Source organism: Agarivorans sp. B2Z047, assembly GCF_023373605.1.
Classification (GTDB): domain Bacteria; phylum Pseudomonadota; class Gammaproteobacteria; order Enterobacterales; family Celerinatantimonadaceae; genus Agarivorans; species Agarivorans albus.
This window is the reverse complement of the sequence record NZ_CP088080.1, coordinates 606,370-629,930: the sequence shown is the minus strand read 5'-3', so window position 1 is coordinate 629,930 and position 23,561 is coordinate 606,370. Positions and strand designations below refer to the sequence as shown.

General features: G+C 43.6%; 22 protein-coding genes. 3 read left to right on the top strand and 19 right to left on the bottom strand.

The window, feature by feature from the left end:
- Window positions 1-14 precede the first annotated feature (14 nt).
- Window positions 15-626, bottom strand: a complete 612-nt coding sequence (locus tag LQZ07_RS02925) for a GNAT family N-acetyltransferase (RefSeq protein ID WP_152783202.1) — start codon at window positions 624-626, stop codon at window positions 15-17.
- A gap of 194 nt (window positions 627-820) precedes the next feature.
- Between LQZ07_RS02925 and LQZ07_RS02920 the strand changes: the two genes are divergently transcribed.
- Window positions 821-1,060, top strand: coding sequence for a GlsB/YeaQ/YmgE family stress response membrane protein (locus tag LQZ07_RS02920; protein WP_040307223.1), 240 nt, complete (start codon window positions 821-823; stop codon window positions 1,058-1,060).
- A gap of 62 nt (window positions 1,061-1,122) precedes the next feature.
- Here LQZ07_RS02920 and LQZ07_RS02915 read toward each other — a convergent pair whose 3' ends face one another.
- The 6 genes from LQZ07_RS02915 to LQZ07_RS02890 all read right to left on the bottom strand — a co-directional run bounded on the left by LQZ07_RS02915 (window position 1,123) and on the right by LQZ07_RS02890 (window position 9,075).
- Window positions 1,123-1,953 carry a carbohydrate ABC transporter permease gene (locus tag LQZ07_RS02915; protein WP_016401909.1) on the bottom strand — a complete coding sequence of 277 codons (831 nt, stop codon included), beginning with the start codon at window positions 1,951-1,953 and terminating at the stop codon, window positions 1,123-1,125.
- Between the two features lie 9 nt (window positions 1,954-1,962).
- A complete protein-coding gene (locus LQZ07_RS02910) occupies window positions 1,963-2,955 on the bottom strand; it encodes a carbohydrate ABC transporter permease (protein WP_152783200.1) in 993 nt (330 codons plus the stop codon).
- 54 nt (window positions 2,956-3,009) lie between these two features.
- Window positions 3,010-4,269 carry an ABC transporter substrate-binding protein gene (locus LQZ07_RS02905; RefSeq protein WP_152783198.1) on the bottom strand — a complete coding sequence of 420 codons (1,260 nt, stop codon included), beginning with the start codon at window positions 4,267-4,269 and terminating at the stop codon, window positions 3,010-3,012.
- 86 nt (window positions 4,270-4,355) lie between these two features.
- Window positions 4,356-5,459: an ABC transporter ATP-binding protein gene (locus LQZ07_RS02900; RefSeq protein ID WP_016401913.1), complete on the bottom strand. Its 1,104-nt coding sequence runs from the start codon at window positions 5,457-5,459 to the stop codon at window positions 4,356-4,358.
- A gap of 319 nt (window positions 5,460-5,778) precedes the next feature.
- Window positions 5,779-6,882, bottom strand: coding sequence for a helix-turn-helix domain-containing protein (locus LQZ07_RS02895; protein ID WP_152783197.1), 1,104 nt, complete (start codon window positions 6,880-6,882; stop codon window positions 5,779-5,781).
- A gap of 111 nt (window positions 6,883-6,993) precedes the next feature.
- Window positions 6,994-9,075 (bottom strand): glycoside hydrolase family 52 protein, encoded by a 2,082-nt coding sequence (locus LQZ07_RS02890; RefSeq protein ID WP_152783195.1) that lies wholly within the window; start codon window positions 9,073-9,075, stop codon window positions 6,994-6,996.
- Between the two features lie 469 nt (window positions 9,076-9,544).
- Here LQZ07_RS02890 and LQZ07_RS02885 point away from each other — a divergent pair, with 469 nt between their 5' ends.
- Entirely contained in the window at window positions 9,545-11,224 is a 1,680-nt protein-coding gene (locus LQZ07_RS02885) for a PKD domain-containing protein (RefSeq protein WP_152783193.1), read from the top strand.
- Between the two features lie 160 nt (window positions 11,225-11,384).
- Here the strand turns inward: LQZ07_RS02885 and LQZ07_RS02880 are convergent, their stop codons facing one another.
- The 10 genes from LQZ07_RS02880 to ilvY form a co-directional block, all read right to left on the bottom strand.
- Entirely contained in the window at window positions 11,385-11,894 is a 510-nt protein-coding gene (locus LQZ07_RS02880; protein ID WP_249483493.1) for a carbohydrate binding domain-containing protein, read from the bottom strand.
- A gap of 31 nt (window positions 11,895-11,925) precedes the next feature.
- Entirely contained in the window at window positions 11,926-12,465 is a 540-nt protein-coding gene (locus LQZ07_RS02875; RefSeq protein WP_152783189.1) for a carbohydrate binding domain-containing protein, read from the bottom strand.
- 63 nt (window positions 12,466-12,528) lie between these two features.
- Window positions 12,529-13,281: a hypothetical protein gene (locus LQZ07_RS02870; protein WP_152783187.1), complete on the bottom strand. Its 753-nt coding sequence runs from the start codon at window positions 13,279-13,281 to the stop codon at window positions 12,529-12,531.
- Window positions 13,282-13,710: 429 nt separating this feature from the next.
- The gene (locus LQZ07_RS02865) at window positions 13,711-14,220 is read right to left on the bottom strand and encodes a carbohydrate binding domain-containing protein (protein WP_152783185.1); all 510 of its coding nucleotides are present in this window, start codon (window positions 14,218-14,220) and stop codon (window positions 13,711-13,713) included.
- A gap of 41 nt (window positions 14,221-14,261) precedes the next feature.
- Entirely contained in the window at window positions 14,262-14,813 is a 552-nt protein-coding gene (locus LQZ07_RS02860) for a carbohydrate binding domain-containing protein (RefSeq protein ID WP_152783183.1), read from the bottom strand.
- Between the two features lie 77 nt (window positions 14,814-14,890).
- Window positions 14,891-15,619 carry a hypothetical protein gene (locus LQZ07_RS02855; RefSeq protein ID WP_152783181.1) on the bottom strand — a complete coding sequence of 243 codons (729 nt, stop codon included), beginning with the start codon at window positions 15,617-15,619 and terminating at the stop codon, window positions 14,891-14,893.
- 458 nt (window positions 15,620-16,077) lie between these two features.
- Window positions 16,078-16,332: an accessory factor UbiK family protein gene (locus LQZ07_RS02850; RefSeq protein ID WP_016401923.1), complete on the bottom strand. Its 255-nt coding sequence runs from the start codon at window positions 16,330-16,332 to the stop codon at window positions 16,078-16,080.
- 68 nt (window positions 16,333-16,400) lie between these two features.
- Window positions 16,401-17,138, bottom strand: coding sequence for an ABC transporter substrate-binding protein (locus LQZ07_RS02845; protein ID WP_152783179.1), 738 nt, complete (start codon window positions 17,136-17,138; stop codon window positions 16,401-16,403).
- Window positions 17,139-17,166: 28 nt separating this feature from the next.
- A complete protein-coding gene (gene ybaK, locus LQZ07_RS02840; protein ID WP_016401925.1) occupies window positions 17,167-17,640 on the bottom strand; it encodes a Cys-tRNA(Pro) deacylase in 474 nt (157 codons plus the stop codon).
- A 10-nt stretch (window positions 17,641-17,650) separates the two neighbouring features.
- Window positions 17,651-18,532, bottom strand: coding sequence for an HTH-type transcriptional activator IlvY (gene ilvY, locus LQZ07_RS02835; RefSeq protein WP_016401926.1), 882 nt, complete (start codon window positions 18,530-18,532; stop codon window positions 17,651-17,653).
- A 214-nt stretch (window positions 18,533-18,746) separates the two neighbouring features.
- Between ilvY and ilvC the strand changes: the two genes are divergently transcribed.
- Window positions 18,747-20,228, top strand: coding sequence for a ketol-acid reductoisomerase (ilvC, locus tag LQZ07_RS02830; protein WP_016401927.1), 1,482 nt, complete (start codon window positions 18,747-18,749; stop codon window positions 20,226-20,228).
- A gap of 97 nt (window positions 20,229-20,325) precedes the next feature.
- Here the strand turns inward: ilvC and LQZ07_RS02825 are convergent, their stop codons facing one another.
- Complete coding sequence (locus LQZ07_RS02825; RefSeq protein ID WP_152783177.1) at window positions 20,326-22,071, bottom strand: P-loop NTPase fold protein; 1,746 nt, start codon at window positions 22,069-22,071, stop codon at window positions 20,326-20,328.
- An 855-nt stretch (window positions 22,072-22,926) separates the two neighbouring features.
- Window positions 22,927-23,340, bottom strand: coding sequence for a glycine zipper 2TM domain-containing protein (locus LQZ07_RS02820; RefSeq protein ID WP_152783175.1), 414 nt, complete (start codon window positions 23,338-23,340; stop codon window positions 22,927-22,929).
- Window positions 23,341-23,561 lie beyond the last annotated feature (221 nt).

The window sequence follows — 23,561 nt, the reverse complement described above, 5'->3', positions numbered from 1 at the left end:
TCACTCCTGCTGGCTTAAGCCCTTGGCGAATAGCGCGCTAGCTTGTGTTGTAAGCTCCGCTTCACCGTGGGCCACTCATGATTAGTGATTGAAAACACCACCGTGTCACGATAACACCCTTGATCATCCACACTATGGTTACGCAAAACGCCATCTTGTTTTGCGCCTAAACGGGCAATCGCGGCGCGCGATGCTTGGTTATGCCAGTGGGTTCTAAATTCTACTGCAATCGAATCTAGCTGCTCAAACGCGTAGCCTAACAGCAGCAACTTACATTGGGTATTTACCGCCGAACGCTGGTAACTTTTAGCGTACCAGGTATAGCCAATTTCCAAGCGTTTATTCACCACATCGGCATTGCAAAAACGGGTTGCACCAACCAATTTATTCGAGTGTTTATCCAGCACCACAAAGGGCAAAGCCACACCTTGCTGCTTTTGCAACAAAGCATTATCTAAATACGCATCAATATTGCTGGCGTTAGGCACGCTGGTATACCACAGCTCACTCAAATTGCCATCGGCCTCGGCACTGAGTAAGGCATCTCGATGACTTGGTAACAAAGGGCTAAGCAATACATCATCACTGGCTAACTCGGTTTCGATTAAGTAAGGCTGTTGGCTCATTGCACATTCCAAATTGGCTATTTAGTACAGTTCAGATTAATACGCAAGCAGATGAATAGAAAGCAAAAAGTGTGATTAAAAATCAAACTACAGGCGCGGTTGTTTTGACTACACTTAAGCGTAGTGATTGCAGCATCGTTACTCTCTATTGTTGGCTGCAACAAGCAAACTTTCACAACAAACTAAGGATCATTATGGGCATCATTATTTGGTTACTGATTGGCGCGGTAGCGGGTTGGTTAGCTGGCAATATTATGAAAGGCGGCGGCTTTGGTGTAGTGGGCAATATTGTAGTGGGTATTGTTGGTTCGGTAATTGGGGGCTTTGTCTTTGGTTTACTGGGCTTTGGCAGTACCAGTATGTTGGGTTCGCTGATCACCGCTGTAGTGGGTGCAGTTATATTGCTCTACATCGTGAGTATTGTGAAAAAATAAGCCCCAAGATGAAACAAAAAAGCCAGCTAATAAGCTGGCTTTTTTAATTACTTAAGACTTGATTAACCTTTCACAGCACCTGCTGTTAGGCCGTCGATCAACTTACGAGAAGTCATCACAAACAAGATCATTAATGGCACTACCGCAATGGCGGCACCGGCACAAATTGCACCCCAAGGTACCTGACCTGTACCTTGCAGCGCACGTAGTGCTAGCGGCACGGTAAACATCTTCATGTCGTTCATTACAACCAATGGGCCCATGAAGTTGTTCCACTGACCAATAAAGGTAATAAGACCAAGCGTACCAAAGGCAGGTGTAATAAGTGGAACCACTACACGCCAGTAAATAGCAAACTCGTTACAACCATCCATACGAGCCGCTTCAATAAGCTCTTTTGGAATCGCACTTGAGATGAACTGACGCATCATAAAGATACCCATTGCACCACAAGCCATTGGAATGTACAGCGCACGTGGTTGGTTCATCCATTCCAGCTTAGACATAATCAAAGCTGTTGGAATCATGCCCAAGAACGGAGGTAATAACATGGTGCCCATAATCAAAATGAACATTAAGTTACGGCCTTTGAACTCAAACATCGCAAATGCATAACCCGCCAACGAACAGAAGAATAAGTTCAATATTGTAGTAATTAACGCTACGTAGAAACTCAAACCAATGTTGTGCCAAAAGTACGGCAATGCGTCTAACAAAATACCTACGTTGTTAATGAACTCTCCACCAAACCACACTGGGGGTGGCACCGATAGAATCGATGAGTTGGTATGCGTTGCAAATACAAACATGAAGTAGAACGGGGCCAACATAATGATTGAGCCCATCCCCACGATGAAATAAGCAATGATATGGCTTTTAGTTAATTTATTCATAATTCGGTCCTACTTCTTCTCACCGAGCAATTTATTGTTACCCCAGGTGAGGAAGGCAATCAGAGCAAACAGAATCCAAGAGATAGCTGATGCAGTACCAAAGTCACCCTCTACGAACGCGGTAATGTACATGTGCATTGCAGCTGTTTTACCTGCCTGCTCAATACCACCGGTACCGCCAGTAATAATGAATGGTTCTTCAAATAACTGCAGGTTACCAATAATGGTTAAGGTTACTGCGAAGAACATCATAGGCTTAAGCATAGGTACAGTGATGTACCAGAATTGCTGCCAACGTTTAGCACCATCTACTGTTGCCGCTTCGTATAAATCTTTTGGAATGGTTTGCATTGCAGATAAGTACAATACGGTGTTCCACCCCACGTAGCGCCAGAACACTACGAAAGCAATCATGGTTTTAGTATATTCAGGACGGTTCCAGTCAATATTGGCGGTTGGGAATAACCAAGCCAAAGGTTGAATGTCGCCAACTGTCCAGTTACCAGCCGAAGTGAACAGCATGTTAATCATGCCGAAGTCACGCGAGAACAAGGTAGTGAATACCAAAGAAATCGCCACCGACGAGGTAATGAAAGGTAAGAAGTACATACCCACTACCGTGTTACGGCTGCGTTTAAAGCTGGTATGTAAAAAATAAGCCAGTGGTATAGCTACTACGTGCTGGGGAATACCCGCAGCCAAGGCTATCCAAATGGTGTTGTAAACAGATGTTTGGAACCAATCATCGGTTAAGGTAAAGGTAAAGTTCTCGATACCTACCCATTCCATGGCGGCTAAACCAGCTGCCGGCTCCCAGTAATGAAACGATAGAAATAAAGAAAACAGTAAGGGAAATAACCCAAACACAGCAAAAATAACAAAAAATGGACTGACAAATACGTAAGGAGCCCACTTATAGCCACTAGCATTTAGTCGCTGCTTTAGGGTCCGCTTTCTAATTTTAACTACTGGTGGTCTTACGGCAGACTCGACAGAAGACATCTTTAACTCCCGACAAAAAGAAAGAGAGGGAGGCGAGCTCCCTCAGTGTTAATATTAACGTCTAGCGCGACGTTTGATTTGTTTCGCAGCGTCAGCTAACACAGTGTCAATGTCAGCGTCACGCTCTAGTACAGCTTCTAAAGCATCGTTAATGATTTGCTCAGCAACTGGATCATGCTTGTGTACGTCCATTGCTGGAATACGGTCAGCAGCTTCTTTCCACTCTACGCGAGCCACTTGGCCGCCTAAGTACTCAATTGGTTGATTAACAAAATCATCGTTTTGAGCTTCAATAAGAGCAGGGAAAGCGTCTAAGTCACGGAATGCAGCAATTTGCATTTCTTTGTTCATAGTCATGAACTTAATGAATTCCCAAGCGGCTTCTTTGTTTTTAGCTTTCTTAGGAATACCGTAGAACGAACCACCCCAGCTAGCGTATGCGCCTGCAGGTAGGTGAGAAGAGCGCCATAAGCCTTTACTTTCTGGTGCAATCCAACCGTTTAAGTGACCGCCTAACCAAGCACCCATCATTTGAGAAGCGATAGTGCCGCGACGTAGACCTTCGGTCCACTCAGAGCTCCATGCGCCTACTTGAGCATCGATACCTGCTTCACGAACCGCTTTCGCTAAACGGAATGCTTCTTTAAAGCGGTCTGACTCAACAGTGATAGAGTTATCTGCATCAAAGTAGATGCCTTGGCCGTCTTTTAGGCCACTGCGAATTACGATGTCTTTGATATCTGTAGCACTTGAAACAAGGTAAGAACCTGTTGCTTCTTTAATTTTCTTACCAGCTGCAATGTAAGAGTCCCAATCTTTAGTTAGGTCTGCTTTCGTTACACCTGATTTTTCTAAGATATCTTCACGGTAGAACAATGCACCCGGGCCAATATCGGCTGGGATAGCAGCCAAAGTACCACTACCACCGGTAGCTAGTGGAACAGTGAACTTAGAGAATAGTTTTTCGTATTGCTCTGCGCTGTAAGGAGCGGCACGCAGATCTTCTAAGCCACCAGAAGCTGCAAAGCGGCCAATGTAGCCATATTCAATACCCATTACGTCAGGCAGGTTACCGCCAGTCGCAAGAGCAGTAGTCATTGCATTGTGGTGGTCACCATATGCAAGTGAAACTAATTTAATTTCTACTTCTGGGTGAAGCTTCTTGTATAGCGGAATTGCTGAGTTTACCGCTTGGTCAAAGCTTGGGAATGAAGCAACTGTTAGGGTAGTTTTTGCCCATGCTGACGTTGCGGTTAACGCCAGCGTGGTGCCTAGGGCTAACGCTACTGTTCCAAGTTTCTTTTTATTAAACATCCTATTCTCCTAAGTACATGAACTTTATTATTATTCAATGTCGCAATTGGCTAGTGCGCCTACGCTTTTACAAGCGCTGGGAGTAACTAGTTCATTTTTGGCAAGATTGCCTTTCCGGTTTCATTGTTAAACAAGTGGATCCGCGAGATATCGAAGAACAACTCCACTTTATCGTCCATATCAGCGTTTACATCATCAGCAATTGCCACTTCAGCAATAAAACGTGCACCATCCAGCTCACACTGCACGTGGTAGGTAGAACCAAGAAGCTCGACGCCGATAACATCAGCTTTCACGCTACCAATTGTTTCTGATTCAATAGAACGTTGATGTAGATACAGGTCACTTGGACGAATGCCCAAGGTACATACTTGGTTGTCTTCGCTGTACATCGCAGGTAAGTCGATGTGTTGGTCAGAGAATACCAAGCTTGATACTGTGCCAGCTTTCTTAATAGTTGCTGGGATCATATTCATTTCAGGTGCACCAATGAATGAAGCCACAAACTTGTTGGCTGGCTCTTCAAAGATTTGTTTTGGTGTACCGACTTGCTCAATGTAACCGTCTTTAAGAATCACGATGCGATCGGCCAAGGTCATAGCTTCTACTTGGTCGTGGGTTACATAGAGAGTAGTTGTGCCTAACTTGTCGTGCAGGGTTTTAATCTCAGCACGCATAGAACCACGAAGTTTGGCGTCTAGGTTAGATAAAGGCTCATCGAATAAGAATACTTCTGGAGTACGTACCATTGCGCGGCCCATTGCCACACGTTGACGCTGACCACCAGATAACTCTTTTGGCTTACGTTGCAGCAATGGTGTTAGCTCCAACATGTCTGCTGCATATTTAACACGCTTAGCAATCTCATCTTTTGCTACGCCGGTCATTTTCAAACCAAAGGCAATGTTTTGCTCAACGCTCATGTGTGGGTATAGCGCATAGCTTTGGAACACCATGGCGATGTTACGTTCCATTGGGTGTAGGTCGTTAACTAATTCATCGGCGATGAAAATCTCACCGTCTGAAATATCTTCCAAGCCAGCCAGCATTCTTAGCGTTGTTGATTTACCGCAACCAGAAGGGCCAAGCAAAACCACAAACTCGCCATCATTAATGTGCAAGTCGAAGCTTTTCACTACTTCCGTTTTACCAAAACGTTTTTTCAAATTATTAAATGTAACTGCTGCCATGATGTTTCATTTCCATAAGTTTTAATGTGGAGAGGCGTTAATATGAGCCAACAGATTCGCTCCGTTTCAAATCCCATGTAAGCGCTTTCTTGGAATCAACTTTAGCTAAGCCTGAAAAGGTCTTCAAACGAATAAAGGTTAAGATTTGAGGCCTGTCATAAAAAAAGCCAGTATCATGACAAATAGCAACAATTAAACTATAAAACATAATATTTACTGGCTAAAACCGCAGAACTGGCGGGAAACAGCCACCAAAAAAAACTCAATCATTTGTCTTAAGAAAGGCTTTCATAGTGTGAAAAACTATGTCAGAGGGGTATCACGCAAACTTTTGTCTGTATTGGTTGGGTGTCATCTCCATCTCCTGCCGAAACAAATAATATAAGTAGTGCTGGTTAGAGAAGCCCGCAGCATCGGCGATGGCATCCACTGAAGAAGAGGTTGAAGTCAGCTGCTGCTTAGCAAATTCCATACGTACTTGGTGTAATTGCTGGTGTACCGTTTTACCAAGAACCTGTTTGAATCTTGTTTCAAGAGTTTTGCGAGATACCGCACAATAGTCGACAACTTGCTCCACTTTGATCCGGCGGTGAAAATTGCTATTTAAAAAGAATAGGGCCTTAGTGATCAAGGGATCGGTTTGGGTAACGTTGTCGGCAGAAGCGCCACTCACCAACTCGGTAGCGGGTACCAAAACGTCACGTGCTGGCTTACCTTCGATTTGTTCTTGCAGCACCGCTAAGGCTTGTTCACCAATTTGTCGAATGGGCAATACCGCAGAGCATAATGAAATGGGTGATAAAGCGCTTTCAGTAGGGTCTGCATCAATACCAATTAACGAATAGTGCTCAGGTACACTGATGTTTTGATCGTTGCATAGGCTGGCAAACTGCCTGGCCTGAGTATCAGAAGCTGCTACCACGCCTACCGTGCTCTCTGGCGTCACCAATTCAGGAACGGTTAACTCTACATACTCGAGGCGATATTTAAGGGCGATTTTGGCTAGCGCAAATTTACGCTCTTTTACCCAAGGTGCGGTAAATGCTGGCACCCCGCTAAAGAAGCCAACACGACGAATACCTTTAGCCAAGAACGATTGTACGATGAGTTCCACAATGGCGAAGCTATCGGGGCTCACTCTTGCTAAATGAGCTTGAGAAGGAAGGCTTAAACGAGAACCAGAAATAGCCACTAAGGGCAGTGAAAGTTTTTCACAAAAAGCAGCCACTCCGGGCTTGTCAAAATCGGCAATCACCCCACAAAAGCGATCAAGTTTCACCAAATTAGCTTCTGAAATAGTCATTACTTCTGGCTGCATCCAACGAGCCATAGGACTAGAGTTATGCGTAATGCCCTGCAATATCTCTCGGTCATAGGGATGTTTAACATCCAATAATAACAATACAGCGTTATCTTTACGCATTTAAAGGCTCCTTTGCTCCACACTAGCGGCCAATACCAGTATAAGAGTATTAGTACCTGTAACTTGGCTTAGCGGCTAGCGCTAAGCCAAGAATATTTGCAGTGGTACTAATTATTCGTTCAACCATAGGATGTTGGTCACACAGCGCGGATAATACAAACTACCAATTGGCTTACCCGAACTGAACTGATCACAACATGCGTGTTTGCTTGCACCTAGTGTTTGCCAGCGTTGGTGAGCTGCATCAGCTTCCACGCTATTGGCTAGGTCAATGTTTAATACTTTACGCGCAACGTATTGGTTTAAATAAATTTTACTTACCCAAGAATTATCGGCGGTTGATGAGAGCTTCCATGCGCCGTCAGGGTACAAACAATGCTCATCGTTTAATATGTATTTTAGATGAGTTTTAAGTACTTTAATGTATTCCCCATAAGGGCCTTGTTCAGACACAGCCTCTAACAAACCCATCTCATAAGGATAAACCAGGGCTTCAATAGCTGGAATAATCGCACTGGTGGAATGACCATCAAGCACTGCAGGAATATAACCGAGTTGCGTATCAAAGCTGTTGCTTAACTTATCGGCGCAACGCTTAGCGGCGGCTAGGGCAATCTCTGCTTGCTCGCTTTCACCCAATTGTTGCAACACTTTACCAATGGCTAAATACGCCGCCCAACTCTTACCTGCTAGGTAAATATTGCCACGCGCTTGGCCTAAACTGTGATCGAGTGAATCGTAGGTGGTAATCTCGCCGCCTTGCTCGGTGCGAGCTGACTCAAAGCTCATGATGCCATCGCGCTGCTCAGCATCTGGGTGGTCACGATTAAGCAAAGACTGCAAACAATCAATTAAAGTACCGCGCTGCTCAGTGGCAAAGTCTTGGTCATTGGATTTGCTTATGTAAACCCCACAACACAATACCCAATTGGTTAGCTGCTCATAGGTCATATGACTAAAGCACACACGATCTAAACCAGCGACCTCATAAGAACTATGGCCTTTTGGACTCCAGTTATTCGATACCCCCATGTCGTGAGTGAATGAGATACCACCCTTATAGTTTTGCTCTGGGTTAGCCGGATCGAAGATCTCGTCATAAAAACTATATTGCTTAAGGAACTGCTCTAAGGTGTTTTTCACGGTCCACGGGTTTTGCTGCATCTCAAAAAACAGCATATCAACGGTTAGGTCGAGAGTATTCATCATCAAATACTCGCCTTCATTAACCACCCAAACTGGCTCGGTGCCATCAAATAACCACTGAGTAGAGCCGTAATAACTGCGGGTAGCATGCGCTAACAAAAACTGCTGATGACTATTTAGCTTGCTCGCACGTAGTTGCTTGTCTGACGCTTCAGCGATAGCTGCATAGTTGTCAAAGTGCTTTAGGCCGTAAGCAAGCACATCGGTTAAGCCAGTAAAATGCTGGGTGTAGTAATATTGCATAGCGCGGTTAAAAGTAACATTTCCGCCCAAGTAAAAGCCTAGCGCTAAACTCAGCGTAACTGTTTCACCGGCTTTCACGTCAATCATTACCCCAGCTGTGGGGCCCAACATAAAGCAGTCATTATTTCCCATTTTGCTCAAGGCACTTTGCACAGAAAAGTGGCTAAAAGCTCGTGCGCCCGGGCTTTGTGTTGCAATACCGATGCTGTCACGACAGGTTACCCCTACCATGCCATTGGCATCGCCATCTAATAGTTTGTTCCAACGTAACTCGTCACCTTGCAAGGCAAAAAAACCGGTCCAGTCTTTATCGGAAGTATTATTAAAACTCAGCTCAACATATACTGCAGGACAGCTAGCTTGTTTAAGCTTTTTGTGTTCTGCCAAGCTAGGATCAGGCACTTCAAAAAACGGACTCAACACCTTAAAAGAAATACCTGGTGCGGCAAACGTATCGCTAGCCCAAGCATAATCACGCTGGATATCGTCAAACAAGCGTTCCGTTAAGCTAGAAGTATCATCCTTTTGCACATAGCGTTCACTCTGATCGTTAGCGCCTTTATAAAATGGAAACGCGTTAACTACGCCTTCACCGTCTTGATAACCCACAAATACGTTACCGGCAAAAGGCGCACCTAACTCCAGCCCCATTCCTCCATGCTCGCCAAACTCCCCTACTGTAAAACTCGCTAACGCGCCCATAGGCGAGTGGTGTGCATGAAAAAACTGCTGATTTTGTTCCATAATAACTCCCAAGGAATTAAGGGGCCGGCAAGCTAAACCTCACCAATTACTTTAAATAATTAGCGAAATCCACGCATTTTAGCGACCAAGATTAGTCAAAACTGTTAGCGCTAACAGAGCTACAAAACAGTGTAAGCGCTTTCATGAGATTTAATCTACCCAAGCTAGATAAGTGATTCAAAGAAATAAGCGGCAAGATTTGAGTTCTGTCATAAAAAGCTGGGGCTTTATGACATAAGGAAATAGCAGATTGAAAAAACGTAAAGGCATGTGGCAAAACAAACGCCGCAAGCGACTTCACTTTAGCTCAGAATTAAGGTGCTAAATAGTAGCTAGAGATTGCTAAGCACAGCTGACAAAGCCTTACAATAAAGCCTCTGAAGCCATAATCAAATTTCTATCAGTACTGTATATTGAAGACCCCAACCTTGCTCGGACGCATCAACAGGCTAAAAAGGATTCTGCGCCAATGCCCCTATTCAACAAATACTTATCGATAAAAATTGCTGTTAGCCTGCTAAGCGCCATAGTACTCGCTGCCTGTGGCGGTGGAGGAAGCGAAACTGCAGCCCCAGAGCCAGTGGCTCAAGTGCCACAAAACAACATTGGCAATGCCTATTTCTTTGATACTCAACCGGATGCAGGTTTGTTAAGCGGTACTATAGCCATCACCTTAAACCAACAAACTGAAAACCCTAATGCAGCTGCAGATTCGGTGTGGGTTTATTGGGCCGATGAAAATGGACAAGCCACTGGTGAAGCGTGGTTTAAAAGCAGCGCGAATAATCCCTATTCTATTGCACTACCACCACAAAGCAGTATTCCAGCAAATACCAGCGCGCTAGTATTGCACCCAGCTAATGCTCAAGGCCTGTCTGAGCAAGGCACACTTGTTCAATTTCACGACTTTAAAGGTAATGCACAATTATCCGGACCAGGGGGGAGCTACTTAACCCCTTGGCAATATGGTGACGACCGCCCATACATTGCCGTGCAACGCATTGATCATCAAGGCGGAGTATGTATTTTTGATAATGGCTTAGTCAGTGTGATTGATATGCAAAATCAAACCGACCCTCGCGCCCACGATGGCGAACCAACAGCACTCACAGCCAACGAGCAAGCCTACCCGGCCTATGAGTTTTTGTGCAGCGACAACCCGGTTAATACTCACAAACCCTTAGCCGATGACCAGGGCATATGGACTTACTCGGCCATTAATGACGCCATGTTCTACGGCACAGTTGTATACAAGGTATTCTTAGAGCAACTCAAAGAGCCGCCTTTGGCAGACAAATTACGCATTAGAGTGCATTACGGTAGCCAATCCTCCCAGTATATTTTTTGGGATGGCGCTTACGCCAACTTTAGCGATGGAGTTCCTCTATTTCTAAATTTAGCAACTCTCGATCATATCGCCCATGAAGTAGCCCACGGGGTGTTAAATAGAATTAGTCCACTTGATGGATTTGAGCAGAACATTAGCGTAGACGCACAAACAGTGCATGAAGCCTTTGCCGACATATCTGGAGTCATGGTGAAACATGCCTTTAGCGGCGGTGATGATGTATGGGTTCATGGTGAAGAATCAGCCGGTTATACCCGCCAGTTAGATCAAATCGAAACAGAAGGTGGTGCTATTGCCAGTTATCTAGATTATGAGGATGCAGGAGACAACTACTACCTGCGTATTGGCATGCTAAGTTACCCCTTCTACCTTCTGGCAAATAAGTGGGGAATTGCGCCAACTTACCAAGTTTATGTGAATGCTGCTAAACATTGCTGGCAACCAAACTTAAGCCTTGAAAGCGCCGCCCACTGTATCAAGCAACAAGCACTAGCGGCAGGTTATGCTGCTGATGATGTGAATCAAGCCTTTAAAACAGTGAAGATAAAACTGTTTGATGAAGGTGTATTAAGCCACTATCGCTATCTAGCAAATGAGGAAGGCATTCAGTTTAGCGACAATAGCCGCGGCACCAGTGAGGTAGTGAGTTGGCATTGGGACTTTGGCGATGGTAGCAGCTCAAACTTGGCTAATCCTTCGCATGTGTTTGCTGAAGGCAGTTACCAAGTGGCTTTAACCGTCACGGATCAATCCAACGACCAAGACAGTTTTACCCGTACCATAGCGGTAAGCTCTAACTAGAAAAATGACCAAACGCTAATAGAAAAAACTCCCCGCAGGAAGGAGGCGGGGAGGAAACAAAGTTGTAGGCTGAACCACTGATAGAGTCACACTAACAGCGATTGTTGTTGTCGGAGTTTGCTATGGGATTATGAGCAAGGCGCCTACAGCTTGTTCAAACTTAATTCACACTCGTTAAACGAATGTTCTTAAACGTATAACTCACGCCCGGCTCTGCTCCTCCAACAAAAAACGCAAAAGCCGTTTTTGGATCAGAGTGGTCGGCGGTAAAACTAATATCAATTTGTTTGGGTGTATTATTTACTGCAACATCTTCGGCAAAATATGTTGCGTAATCACCCGAATCTTTTTGCAACATGATAGTCAGTGGGCTTTGCTTGCTTGCGCTTACTTCAGCCACTATTTGATAAGCCTGCCCTTTTGTCAGGTTTACTCTTGGACGCTTTAATTGGATCTGCCAAGGGTTACTGGCTTTATCTTCTATGGTAATAGTGACGCTATTGCCGCTAAAATTAAAACGGCCAGAGCCATCGCCCCAACCATCGGTTCCGGCATTCACTGGTTCCCAACGTTTACCTCCATCTAGGGCAATGTCTAGGCTTGCGGCGTAGCCCGATGTGGCCACGGTTACTAAGCCAAACGCTAAAATAAAAGGCTTTAAAAAATTCACAATTGGTTCCTTAAGTTGGGTGCCCAACGCTCTAATAAGTTGAATTAAACTTAATATTGTTAAGGCTATAACTCACACCCGGCCGTCCTTCGCCAAACATAATCGCAAAAGCAGCATGTTTCTCGTCGTTAGGCATAGTGAATTCATAGCTATATAGCTTTTTCTCTACACCAACTAATTCGGTGCGCTGGAAGTAAGTTGTGTACTCTCCGCCATCTTGCTGTACCGTAAAACTAAGGTTGCTAGGTTCACTGGCCGAAGCCTCCACAGAGATTTCGTACGTAGTATCTTCAAACAAATACAAAGGGCGTTTAAGCTGAATATGCCAAAGATTACTGGCTTGTTTCTTTATTCGAACATTGGCCTGTTCATTAGCTAGACTAAAATCTGCAACACCATCTCCCCAACCTTGCAGGCCTGCGCTTATTTTCTCCCAGTCTTTGCCATCATTGAGGGTGTAAGTCACCATGATTGACGGAGAAATCTGTGCTTCTGGCTCTGAGGTGGTACTTGCACAAGCCGCTAAAAATACAGCGCTAACAACAGCAATAAAAACATAAAAACCTTTCATCTTCATATTCCTCTTTGTTAAACCACGCTAGCACTTTAGCTTGCGTGGTTAACTAGCAATTAGTTACTCACAAGACCACTCAACAGCGCCAGCTGGCACTGTTACTGTTTTCTCAAAAGCCACTTTTCCAATTTCGTAGCTAACGCTCTCGTTACCACGAATATCAAAGCTCATTAAATCGTTCACTTTTGTAATATCAAATGCACCGGTGGCGTCCTGTATCGAGAAACAGCTCATAGGTACCGCTACAGTTGTCCAACCGTCGGCTTCAAGGTCGGCTAATTGCGCTTGGCTAAAGTAAAAAGCTTGGCGATTTTTGTAGTCTTCTCCGGCATCAGTATTGGTTTGCATGAAGATCTGGTGAGAAGTTTCGCTAGTGGTAGCCACCAATACCGACAGGTCAATTAACAACAACCCATTTTGGTATTCGCTAAGATCTAGCTGGTTCTCTGCGCTACCCACAATAAAGTACACTTCAGCTGGGCCATCTTCGCCAGCCGAGAAGGTATCAACTTGCCAAGTTGCAACGCCGCCAGTTTCTTTTGCAGTTACCTGTAAAGAATCTGTTTTAGGGTAGCCTTCACCGCGTGCCAATACTTGGCGGTTATAGGAATCTGAGTTTGAGCCAACCATAACAGAGAAGTTGGTGGCTGCTGTTCCATCATTAAGAATGACTAAAGCTTCACTTACAGGTGGCTCTACCGGCGTCTCATCTACTGGTGGCGCCACTGGTGTTTCTTCAATAGCATCCGTACAACCAGCCAATGCAACAGCACCCGCTAACATAGCTACTTTAAAAACTGTTTTTTTACTCATATTCATTTCCCTTTGAAATTGTTAAAGGTCAATTAGTGAATTCACCAATTGAGCCAGCGGGAGCCATGTTAACGAGGAAAATAAAATAAAAAACAGCCTAAACGCTATATGAAAAGGGATTCATAAAGAATCATAAAATAATACAAAGCGGGTCAAATAATCCGAAAAAATGTCGAGCAATAAACTCAACAAGTATTTATAGAAGTGATGATAACCTTACCAATAACCAATGAAATCAGGCTACAAATAAGGCTGTAAGCCTTTGTTATTAAGTGACTAAAACTGTTTCATAAAAAATCCCCGCAGAAGGTGCGGGGAGTAAACAAAGTTGCGAGCTAAATAACAGCATGTAGCTAATCCAGCTGTTACTTAAGTTGTCGGAGTTTGCTTTTGGGATTATTAGCAAGGTGCCCGCAGTTTTGTTAAAAACTAATTCGCACTCTTTAGGCGAATATTTTTAAAGCTATAAGTTACACCAGGTTTTCCGCCACCTACAAAAAATGCAAAGGCCGCTTTGGAATCACTTTTAGGCGCTTTAAAAGTTAAATCAAATGTTTGAGCATTCGGGCTTACTGATAAATCTTCTGCGTAATAAGTTGCATAATCGCCGGAGTCTTTTTGCACAATAATAGTTAATGGACTTTTCTCAGTAGCGCTTACTTCAGCAGTAATATTATAAGTTTGGCCTTTCTCTAATTTCACTCTTGGGCGCTTAAGTTGAATATGCCAAGGGTTACTGGCTTTATCATTAACGGTTACCGTAGCGGTTTCACCATTAAAACTAAAGGCACCAGCGCCATCACCCCATCCGTCGTCACCAGCATTAACCTGGTCCCATCGATTTCCACTATCCAAGCTAATATCTAAGCTTGCTGCTGTTACACCTGTTGCAACGGTAAACAAACCGGCTGCTAATGCTAAGGATTTAAGTAATGTCATGATTTATTCCTGTACTGTAAAAAGCTGTCTAATAAAAATGACTAGTAGGTGGAATTCAGTTTGATATTACTTAGGCTGTAGCTCACCCCACGGTCAGCCTCGCCAAACATAATAGAAAAAGTTCCCTTCCTCTCGTCATTGGGCATGGTGAATTCGTAGGTATACAGTTTGCTATCGGTGCCAACCAATTCCGTACGATAGAAATAAGTAATGTACTCACCGTAATTTTGTTGAACAGCAATCACCATATTGCTTGGCTCACTGGCAGAAGCCTCAACACTTAACTCATATTTCATATCTTCTAATAAAGCCACGGGACGCTTTATTTGAATATGCCAAGGATTACTCGCTTTCTTTTTAACTCTAATATTGGCTTGTTCATTCGCTAAACTGAAATCAGCAACACCATCTCCCCAACCTTGCAAACCGGCACTTACTTTGTCCCAGCCTTTACCATTGTTAAGGGTATAGGTGACCATCATTGGAATTGCGAATTGATCATCTTCGCTGCCGCTCCCGGAGTTTTCTGTATTGGCACACGCCACTAAAAAACAACTAGCAAGGACAGTGAAAAAAACATAAAAACCTTTCATTTTCATATTCCTTATGAGCCATATATCCATAAAAACGCGCACGGTAATGCTACTGTGCGCGCTCAATCTAGCAGTGCTTATTCACAACCCCACGTTACAGCGCCTTCAGGCACAGTAGCGTCGGCGTTCAAAGCAACTTTACCGATTTCGTAAGTAACTGCGTCATTGTTACGAATATCAAATCGGAACAAGTCGTCTACTTTAGTTAAATCAAAGGTGTCGGTTGCTGCAAAACAACTCATTGGCACTGCGATTGTCGTAAAGCCAGCAGATTCAATTGCAGCAAGTTCTGACTGGTTAAAATATTTCACAGTACGGTTTAAGTAACCAGTGCTACCATCGCCAAGCTGACTTTGCATAATAAGTTGGTGGCCAGTAGAACTTGGGTCACCCGCTACAATTACAGATAAATCAAATGTTAATAGGCCTGCTGCATATTCGGTCAAATCCATCTCGGCAGCATCACTACCCACAACAAAATATACTTCACTACCAGCAGGGTCAGCTGCAGCTACAGTATCAATGTCCCAAGCATATGAGCTATCAGCAGGGTTAGTGGTAGGTGCGGCCTTAATAGCAGCCATGTCAGTATTTGCTGTGCCTCGTGTTAACACTGTACGAGCATAACTATCGGTGTTTGAGCCAATAATAACGCTCAAGCCCTCTGCAGGATTACCATCTTCGATAATTACAAGTTCAGTACCCGGCTCTGGTGGCTCTACTGGATCTTCAATTGAATCGGTACAACCGGCTAATGCTACTGCGCCAGCTAACATCGTGATTTTAAAAATTGCGTTTTTGCTCATGCTCATCTCCCTGTGAATTTGATAAGGCAGTAGGTCCGTGTTCCTTGTTGCCTATGGAAATTATCCTAGGGTTGGCCAGCAGCCAAAAAAACGATAATGATCACAATGTAAGCGCTAACACGACATAAAATTCAATATCGATGATTACATCAACAAATAACTAAAAATAATGAATCAAATTGCAAAGCCATTACTGAAAACATAACATGCTGTTTTTAAAAAGCTTTAATTCACTCATGTAAGCGATTTCATTAACATGTTTGATATTTAATCATCAAAAACCTTGAATAAAGTAAGCATATAAATTCACAACGCATTTACTAAAAATCACAGTATTCTAGAGGGTATATTTCGCAACTTTCATAGTGTGAAAGAATTTTCATAAGCCCAAAACAAAATCAAGAAACAAAAAAACAGAACTAATAATTCTGCTTTATCAAAGACTTAAAAATCGCTATTTAATCTTTAGCGTTAAGTTTTTCTTCCATTTCCGCGACCTTTTGCTCCAATGCAGTTAGTTTTTCACGAGTACGTAATAACACCTGAGTCTGCACATCAAAGTCTTCGCGATTAACCACATCAAGTTGACTCAACTTTGCTTGAATCACTTGTTTTACTTTACGCTCAAACTCATCGCCAGCATTTTTCAATCCTGGCGGCACCATATCGCTAACTTGCTTAGCAATCTCTTCAATTTTGGCCGGGTTAATCATGGTTATCTCCTTTATTTGGCCTCATTGTATAGAAGCTGTTTTATTGGCTCAAGCTAACAAGCTGACTATTAGTTCTGTTTAGCCAGCACTGCATCTATAGCAAATATATCATCGAGTACGCCTTGCTCTCGCAGGCGACTAAGTGCTGTTTGCAAACGCTTAGCTTGCTCCATTTGATTAGACGCCCGCGACCAGTACAAATTGCCGTAACGAGTAGCAAGGTGATACACCGGAGTAATACGTTCTGGCTCGATGTAGAGCTCTTGCAAAGAATGATTGATCGAGTAATTGGTGGCTACCATTACGTCTATACGCTCCAGTAATAACATCTGAATACCTTGCGCAGTATCATTAAAGCTAACTCGTTCAATATTGGGGTTGTCGTCAATATCAGGGCCATAAGCGGCGCCGCGAATCACCCCCACCCTTTTGCCATTTAGCTGTTTAATGTTATTTATTGGCTGCTCTCCGGCATTGGCAATAGCAACCACTTTCACTGTAACCACTTGACCTAAATCCACGGCAATTTGTTCAGCCTTAGGGCTAGCAAACATTACCGCGAAGTCGGCGGTGCCAGATTTAATTTCTTTAATCACTCTTGGATAGGGCCGCATAACATTATTAAAGGGAAGCTCAGCTTCGCTGGCAAGCGCACGCGTAAACTGAACTAACAAGCCCTGTTCGTGTAAGTCAGTGCTTTTGTAGCCCCAAGGCTTTACCAAGCTGGTCGAAAACTTGGCAGGTGCAAGATCTGTGGCCAACACATTCCAATTCACTAACAGCAGTAAGCAACACAGTAGTCGCATCCAAACCCTTAAATAGTCATATCGTCTGTTATTGGCTAAGTTTAGCAAACTGCGCTCCCAACACGGTTTGCAACACACTGGCTTTAAGTTGCAAAGACAACCCTCGTTTACCTGCACTTACCACTACTTCAGCAAATTGCTCGGCACTACTATCAATAAACGTAGGCAATCGCTTTTTTTGACCAAAGGGGCTAATGCCTCCTTTAACGTAGCCCGTGGTTCGCTCGGCTATTGGCACTTCTGCCATGCGCATCTTCTTAATGCTAGCTGCTTTCGCCAGCGCCTTTAAATCAAGTTGGCCGCTTACCGGAACTATCGCCACCACCATATTTTTGGGGTTGCTGTCGTCACAGGCCACTAAGGTTTTAAATACCAGCTCTTCGGCTAAGCCCAACTTTTCGGCGCTGGCTTGGCCAAAATTGGCTTGCTGCGGGTCACTCTTGTATTCCAGCAACTGAAAATCTTGCTTAGCTTTTTTAAGTTGTTGTACTGCGGGAGTCATCGCTACTACCTTAATTTCGTGCGGCTATTTGCCAAAATCGCTGCATCAGCGGTTCGTGCAACCTTCTTGATAACATACAGATCCCCAAATCAAAAGGTTCAAGCTCCACCCCTACTGCAATACTTTGAATACGCTCGCGAACTGGGCTGTTATCTACCACTACCTCTGGCGCAATACCCACTCCACTGCCTAAAGCCACCATACTCACAATCGCTTCATGACCAGCAACCTTGGCATACACATTAGGCGTAATCCGCATTGCCTTAAACCAATGATCGATACGCGCTCGCGCTGGGCCATGCTCCGGCAAAATAAAGGGGACTTGATCCCAAGCAATAGGGTTGCGTTCTAACAACTTACGCACATTGCACGACACGGTAGGGCCAATAATCGATAAAGGAATTTTACTAATACTGGCAAAAGCCATGTTTAAGGGTAGCTGCTCGGGTCGCGCTGCAATAGCAATATCGACCTCGCCATTGGCCACCTTATCTACCGCCATAGCAACATCACCCGTGGCCAACTTAATGTCGGCATTTGGGCAAGATAAGCGGTACTTATCTAGAATATCTGGCAAGTGGCTATAACTGGCAGTAACCGAACAATATAAGGTGAGTTCACCAGCCAACTCGCTAGATTGCAAAGATAAATCCATTTGCAACATACGCCATTGCTCTAACCAATTTTCGGCAAAGCTACGAAAACGCTGCCCCGCTTGCGTGAGATGCACACTACGTTTATCACGAGTAAACAAGGCACTGCCTAACTCATCCTCAAGCCGCTGGATCACTCGGCTTAAAGTTGACGCACTCACATGCATAGACTGGCTAGTTTTAGCAAAGTGCAAGCTGTGGCTTAAATGCAAAAACAGCTCTACGCTTCGAACATCCACGGCATACTCCTTAACTAACTCACAAAATCACTATTTCACTTTCTGCAATACAATATCCCAAAATCATCATTTTACGCAATGCACCTTTCGGTTTATATTGAGCCCATCACGAGACAGGTATAAAGAAACGCGCTCATAAAAGAAGTGCATCGGGATCTCGTAAACACAACAACACCATCATCATTTGATTAACGCTATTTTTACGGAGTCGAACATGGCTAATTATTTCAACACCCTAAGCCTACGCCAAAAGCTAGAGCAATTAGGTAAATGTCGTTTTATGGATCGCAGCGAATTTGCTGATGGTTGTAACTTTATTAAAGACTGGAACATCGTAGTTGTTGGTTGTGGCGCTCAAGGCCTAAACCAAGGTCTAAACATGCGTGATTCTGGCCTAAACATTTCTTACGCTTTACGCGATGCTGCAATTAAAGAGAAGCGTGCTTCTTTTGTTCAAGCTACCGACAACGGTTTTAAAGTAGGTACTTACGAAGAGCTTATCCCACAAGCGGATATGGTTCTTAACCTTACTCCAGACAAGCAGCACAGCAACGTTGTTGAAACTGTAATGCCACTTATGAAGCAAGGTTCTACCCTAGCTTACTCACACGGCTTCAACATTGTTGAAGAAGGCATGCAAGTACGTGAAGACATTACCGTAGTAATGGTTGCACCTAAGTGTCCAGGTACTGAAGTACGTGAAGAATACAAACGTGGTTTTGGTGTTCCAACCCTAATCGCTGTTCACCCAGAAAACGACCCACAAGGTAACGGCCTTGCGATTGCTAAAGCTTACGCTTCTGCAACCGGTGGTGACCGCGCTGGTGTTCTAGAGTCTTCTTTCGTAGCTGAAGTTAAATCTGACCTTATGGGTGAGCAAACCATCCTTTGTGGTGTGCTACAAACTGGCGCTATCTTGGGTTACGACAAAATGGTTGCCGAAGGCATTGAGCCAGGTTACGCCGCTAAACTTATCCAGTTTGGTTGGGAAACAGTAACCGAAGCACTTAAGCACGGTGGCATTACCAACATGGTAGATCGCCTATCTAACCCAGCTAAAATCAAATGTTTCGACCTAGCCGACGAACTTAAAGACCTAATGCGCCCATTGTTTGAAAAGCACATGGACGACATCATTGAAGGTGAGTTCTCATCAACCATGATGAAAGACTGGGCCAACGACGACGTTAACTTGCTTAAGTGGCGTGAAGAAACTGGCGAAAGCGGTTTTGAAAACGCACCAGTATCAGACGTAGAAATCACTGAACAAGAATTTTTCGACAAAGGCATCATCTTAGTTGCCCTAGTTAAAGCCGGTGTTGAACTAGCATTCGAAACGATGGTTGCTGCAGGCATCATCGAAGAAAGTGCTTACTACGAGTCACTACACGAGACTCCACTAATTGCTAACACCATTGCACGTAAGCGTTTATACGAAATGAACGTAGTAATCTCTGATACTGCAGAATACGGTTGTTACCTATTCTCTCACGCTGCTGTGCCACTATTGCGCGACACCGTGAACAACATCAGCCTAGAGTACATCGGTAAAGGTTTTGAAGAGCAAAGCAACGGCGTTGATAACGCTCGCCTAATCGAAGTAAACGAAGCACTACGTAATCACCCTGTAGAAGTTGTAGGTAAGAAACTACGCGGCTACATGACTGACATGAAGAAAATCGCCGTAGGTGGTTAATCTTCTGATGTTTGGCCAGTGATGACTGGCTAAGCGTTGAAATTTAAAAGCCCTGAGCAGTAATACTTGGGGCTTTTTTACGTCAGCGACATCAAAATTAGTTATCTTTTTGGGTGCGGTCAATATACTGCATTGCGACTCTCAAATACCCGGTCAACTCGCTAACCATCCCTCTTCTTCGTGAAGGTTTCATGTTACTCAAGGCACTCTGAAGCTTAGCGTCAAGATCTCGAACAAAGAGAAACTCTTCACCGACAAACTCATTAGAATTCAGTGCTTGATACCTTGAACGAAGAAATTGTCCAAACACTCCAATATCTTCCAGTGGCCATTTCTTAGCAATTGAGTTCACTACCTTCTCTAAGTCAAACTGGTGCAAGAATGGCCGATGTTCATAACTTCCATAGATATCTTTGCTAGATTCACTCCATGCTATTAAAAACCTTTTCTCCAAATCATCCATCGAGCTGATAGCTGATTCACGCTCGTAATGAGGCTTAATGTTGTCATAAAGCGTTTGAGTTTGCTTAATGTCAAAACCACGCATCGGGGAGTAGTTGCGATCTGAAACTACGTCCTCGTGTTTGAAAAAACCCAAAGTTTCAATAGCCTCTTTAGCTTGCTCATACTCTTCTTCAAAATTTTCATCAATAAACTGGTGTTGAACCAAGTAAAAATATGAGTCGAGAACCCTAAACCACTTTGAAAAAGGCTTCTTATTGCCTCCAAAAAGAAACTGTTTAGTCTCATCAATAGCATGATAGAAATCTTTCTCGCTAAAATGATGAATACTCATTGAAGAAATATAATCGACGGGACTTGTTGTTACTGGTAACGCAAAACCATCAACTAAGTCATCAGGGATCGAAATTTTGTTTAAGCAATATGAAACGAGATACGTTGTGAATTTGGTATTTCTAACAGTTTTTCTCAATAATTCTCCTTCCTCTGGCCTATCCTTCCAAGGCTCTGAATCTATGTTACTTGCATTTGATGATTCAAATATTTGTTCAATATTGCAACCTAGTTCATAATGAGCGTGACATATACGCAACACCGAATCCAAAGTTTGATTTGAAGCTGCGGGCTCATCGAGTTCTGTTATTTTTTTAAACCTTTCCTTAATCGGAACATACCTCTGCATCGCTCGTTGAATTACTCGTAAATTGGACATTTCTAGCGACTGAATAGTAAGGACAGCTTGTTCTATAGACGAGGGGTCTAGAAAAGAGGAGTATTTTGACTCAAGGAACGAAGTGATACTCTGAGCTGAAGAGGTAAGATAAAACTTATCGTTAAATGTTTTCTCCAATAAGCTTTTGTTTTCGATTTGCTTTTCATTAGCAATAACAATTATCGCTAAGTTAGCATTATTCTCTACTAGATTTAAACACTCACCCAATACCTCAGATATCAGTTGTTCTGAAGAACAACGCTCCAAGTCATCTATAATGAAAGCGCAATTACTCATTTTTGATAGAAGCTTGTGTCTAAATGGTTTTGTTAACGCATTACCAATCGCAAGACTCGCCCCATTATCACCACCCCACTTAGCTCCATTACCTGCTAAGTTCTTAAATATTGATAGATTTCTTCCTTTATCCTGCCCACTTAGATGCCTCAGCGATATTAGTTTGTCTCTAAAATCATCAAGACTGGTTACACCATACAAAGAAAGGCAATTAGTAGACTTGTATGCTTCAACTGACTCTAACTTTGGCCGTAAAGTATTTTTGGCCAAATAAGTTTTACCACATCCCCATTCACCACTTAAAAGAACCATCGAAGGAAAGCTAGGATCTATTATAGAGTCCAAAATCTGATCAGTTACACACTTAGTCATTTAGAGCGCGCCATTGAGAATTGATTGTAAGAACTCACTCTATCAAAGCTACTGACGTAAAACGCAGTTACATCAAAAATTTTTAACTCATCGAATAATCTTTGATAAAAAGCTTTCGCCTGCGGCGACGTCATTTTTCTTTGACGAGCAAAGAAAAACGAAGCAAAAAGAAAACTCGCCCTGCATTATCTTCTCCTTGCGTTGCTCGCGGCTAAGTGCGTCGAAAAACTCGCTTCGCTCAAACAGGTTTCGACTTAATCACTTAGCCACTTGCGCTACTCAGCGATAATGAAGGAACTAAAAAACAGCTCGGAGTTAAACTTTAAACTCACCGTAAAGGAACATTCAAAGCTGTTTTCTACTCTAGAAATCCAACGATTAAACAAACACTCCACAGGCACCCAAAACAAAAGGGCCTTAGAAAATAACAACGCGGATCAATCCCCATCATCTTCGCCGAGTAGCGCAGTCAATCAGCGATAAAGCCGAGCATTGTTTGAGCGAAGCGAGTTGCGCAGGCGCGCTGATTGATGAGCAACGCAGGAATTAAGAAGATGCGGGGCAGCCTTTCTTTTGCTTCGTTTTCTTTGGCTGTTCAAAGAAAATGATGTCGCCGTCAAGGCGAAAACTTGGCTAACCTCAGGCACCTTGTTTGACACGCAACGCAGGAATTAAAAAGATGCAAGGCAGCCTTTCTTTTGCTTCGTTTTCTTTGGCTGTTCAAAGAAAATGACGTCGCCGTCAAGGCGAAACCAGCACGACCAACGCGCCTTTATATGTAATCAGATTTGCAATCTAAAAGCAGAGCTTTCGCCTGCGGCGCTGTCATTTTTCTTTGACGAGCAAAAAGAAATGTTACGGCAGTACATTAATCCGCTCTCGCCCGTTCGACAAATTCTCCACCACTACTTTCGCGCCAATTGGCTGGCGTTTAGTTTTGGTTTCCAAAATGAATTTTTCACCATCGTCCATATGAACAACATATTGATAATGCAACTCTTCGGTTTTTGATACTTGGTGCCCAGCAGCGCCCCCAGCTACCGCGCCAGCAACAGTGGCCACAGTTTTACCGCGCCCGCCGCCAACTTGGTTGCCTAACAAACCTCCAATGGCTGCACCACCAACTGTCGCTAAACCGCTAGATTTAGTTTTAGAAACCGTTTGTTCACTAATCACTTCCCCGTGAGAGGTGCGCAATACGGTAATCGGCTCAGAGGCACAACCTGCAAGAACAAAGCTACAAAAAAGCGATAAGATTAAGTTTTTCATGGTGTTAAGAGTCTCGTTTTTTTGCCGATTATACCCAAGCCAAAAACCAAGAAAGGCAAACAATAATCATATTTAGCTCACCTAAGCTCAAAACAATAGCAGGCTAGTTTTTACGGCAAAAAAGCCTAGTGATTTAGCCACTTTTTTCCGCTGCAGCAAAGGCAAGTTCTATTTGATTGCACGGCGATTACCTAGCCTTTATAAGTGCGCGTTTTGTTACT

What these genes read in the sequence shown, in the direction of transcription:
- LQZ07_RS02925 (WP_152783202.1), bottom strand. Translation starts at nt 626, where the DNA reads ATGAGCCAACAGCCTTACTTAATCGAAACCGAGTTAGCCAGTGATGAT.
- LQZ07_RS02920 (WP_040307223.1), top strand. Translation starts at nt 821, where the DNA reads ATGGGCATCATTATTTGGTTACTGATTGGCGCGGTAGCGGGTTGGTTA.
- LQZ07_RS02915 (WP_016401909.1), bottom strand. Translation starts at nt 1,953, where the DNA reads ATGAATAAATTAACTAAAAGCCATATCATTGCTTATTTCATCGTGGGG.
- LQZ07_RS02910 (WP_152783200.1), bottom strand. Translation starts at nt 2,955, where the DNA reads ATGTCTTCTGTCGAGTCTGCCGTAAGACCACCAGTAGTTAAAATTAGA.
- LQZ07_RS02905 (WP_152783198.1), bottom strand. Translation starts at nt 4,269, where the DNA reads ATGTTTAATAAAAAGAAACTTGGAACAGTAGCGTTAGCCCTAGGCACC.
- LQZ07_RS02900 (WP_016401913.1), bottom strand. Translation starts at nt 5,459, where the DNA reads ATGGCAGCAGTTACATTTAATAATTTGAAAAAACGTTTTGGTAAAACG.
- LQZ07_RS02895 (WP_152783197.1), bottom strand. Translation starts at nt 6,882, where the DNA reads ATGCGTAAAGATAACGCTGTATTGTTATTATTGGATGTTAAACATCCC.
- LQZ07_RS02890 (WP_152783195.1), bottom strand. Translation starts at nt 9,075, where the DNA reads ATGGAACAAAATCAGCAGTTTTTTCATGCACACCACTCGCCTATGGGC.
- LQZ07_RS02885 (WP_152783193.1), top strand. Translation starts at nt 9,545, where the DNA reads ATGCCCCTATTCAACAAATACTTATCGATAAAAATTGCTGTTAGCCTG.
- LQZ07_RS02875 (WP_152783189.1), bottom strand. Translation starts at nt 12,465, where the DNA reads ATGAAAGGTTTTTATGTTTTTATTGCTGTTGTTAGCGCTGTATTTTTA.
- LQZ07_RS02870 (WP_152783187.1), bottom strand. Translation starts at nt 13,281, where the DNA reads ATGAGTAAAAAAACAGTTTTTAAAGTAGCTATGTTAGCGGGTGCTGTT.
- LQZ07_RS02865 (WP_152783185.1), bottom strand. Translation starts at nt 14,220, where the DNA reads ATGACATTACTTAAATCCTTAGCATTAGCAGCCGGTTTGTTTACCGTT.
- LQZ07_RS02860 (WP_152783183.1), bottom strand. Translation starts at nt 14,813, where the DNA reads ATGAAAGGTTTTTATGTTTTTTTCACTGTCCTTGCTAGTTGTTTTTTA.
- LQZ07_RS02855 (WP_152783181.1), bottom strand. Translation starts at nt 15,619, where the DNA reads ATGAGCAAAAACGCAATTTTTAAAATCACGATGTTAGCTGGCGCAGTA.
- LQZ07_RS02850 (WP_016401923.1), bottom strand. Translation starts at nt 16,332, where the DNA reads ATGATTAACCCGGCCAAAATTGAAGAGATTGCTAAGCAAGTTAGCGAT.
- LQZ07_RS02845 (WP_152783179.1), bottom strand. Translation starts at nt 17,138, where the DNA reads ATGCGACTACTGTGTTGCTTACTGCTGTTAGTGAATTGGAATGTGTTG.
- ybaK (WP_016401925.1), bottom strand. Translation starts at nt 17,640, where the DNA reads ATGACTCCCGCAGTACAACAACTTAAAAAAGCTAAGCAAGATTTTCAG.
- ilvC (WP_016401927.1), top strand. Translation starts at nt 18,747, where the DNA reads ATGGCTAATTATTTCAACACCCTAAGCCTACGCCAAAAGCTAGAGCAA.
- LQZ07_RS02825 (WP_152783177.1), bottom strand. Translation starts at nt 22,071, where the DNA reads ATGACTAAGTGTGTAACTGATCAGATTTTGGACTCTATAATAGATCCT.
- LQZ07_RS02820 (WP_152783175.1), bottom strand. Translation starts at nt 23,340, where the DNA reads ATGAAAAACTTAATCTTATCGCTTTTTTGTAGCTTTGTTCTTGCAGGT.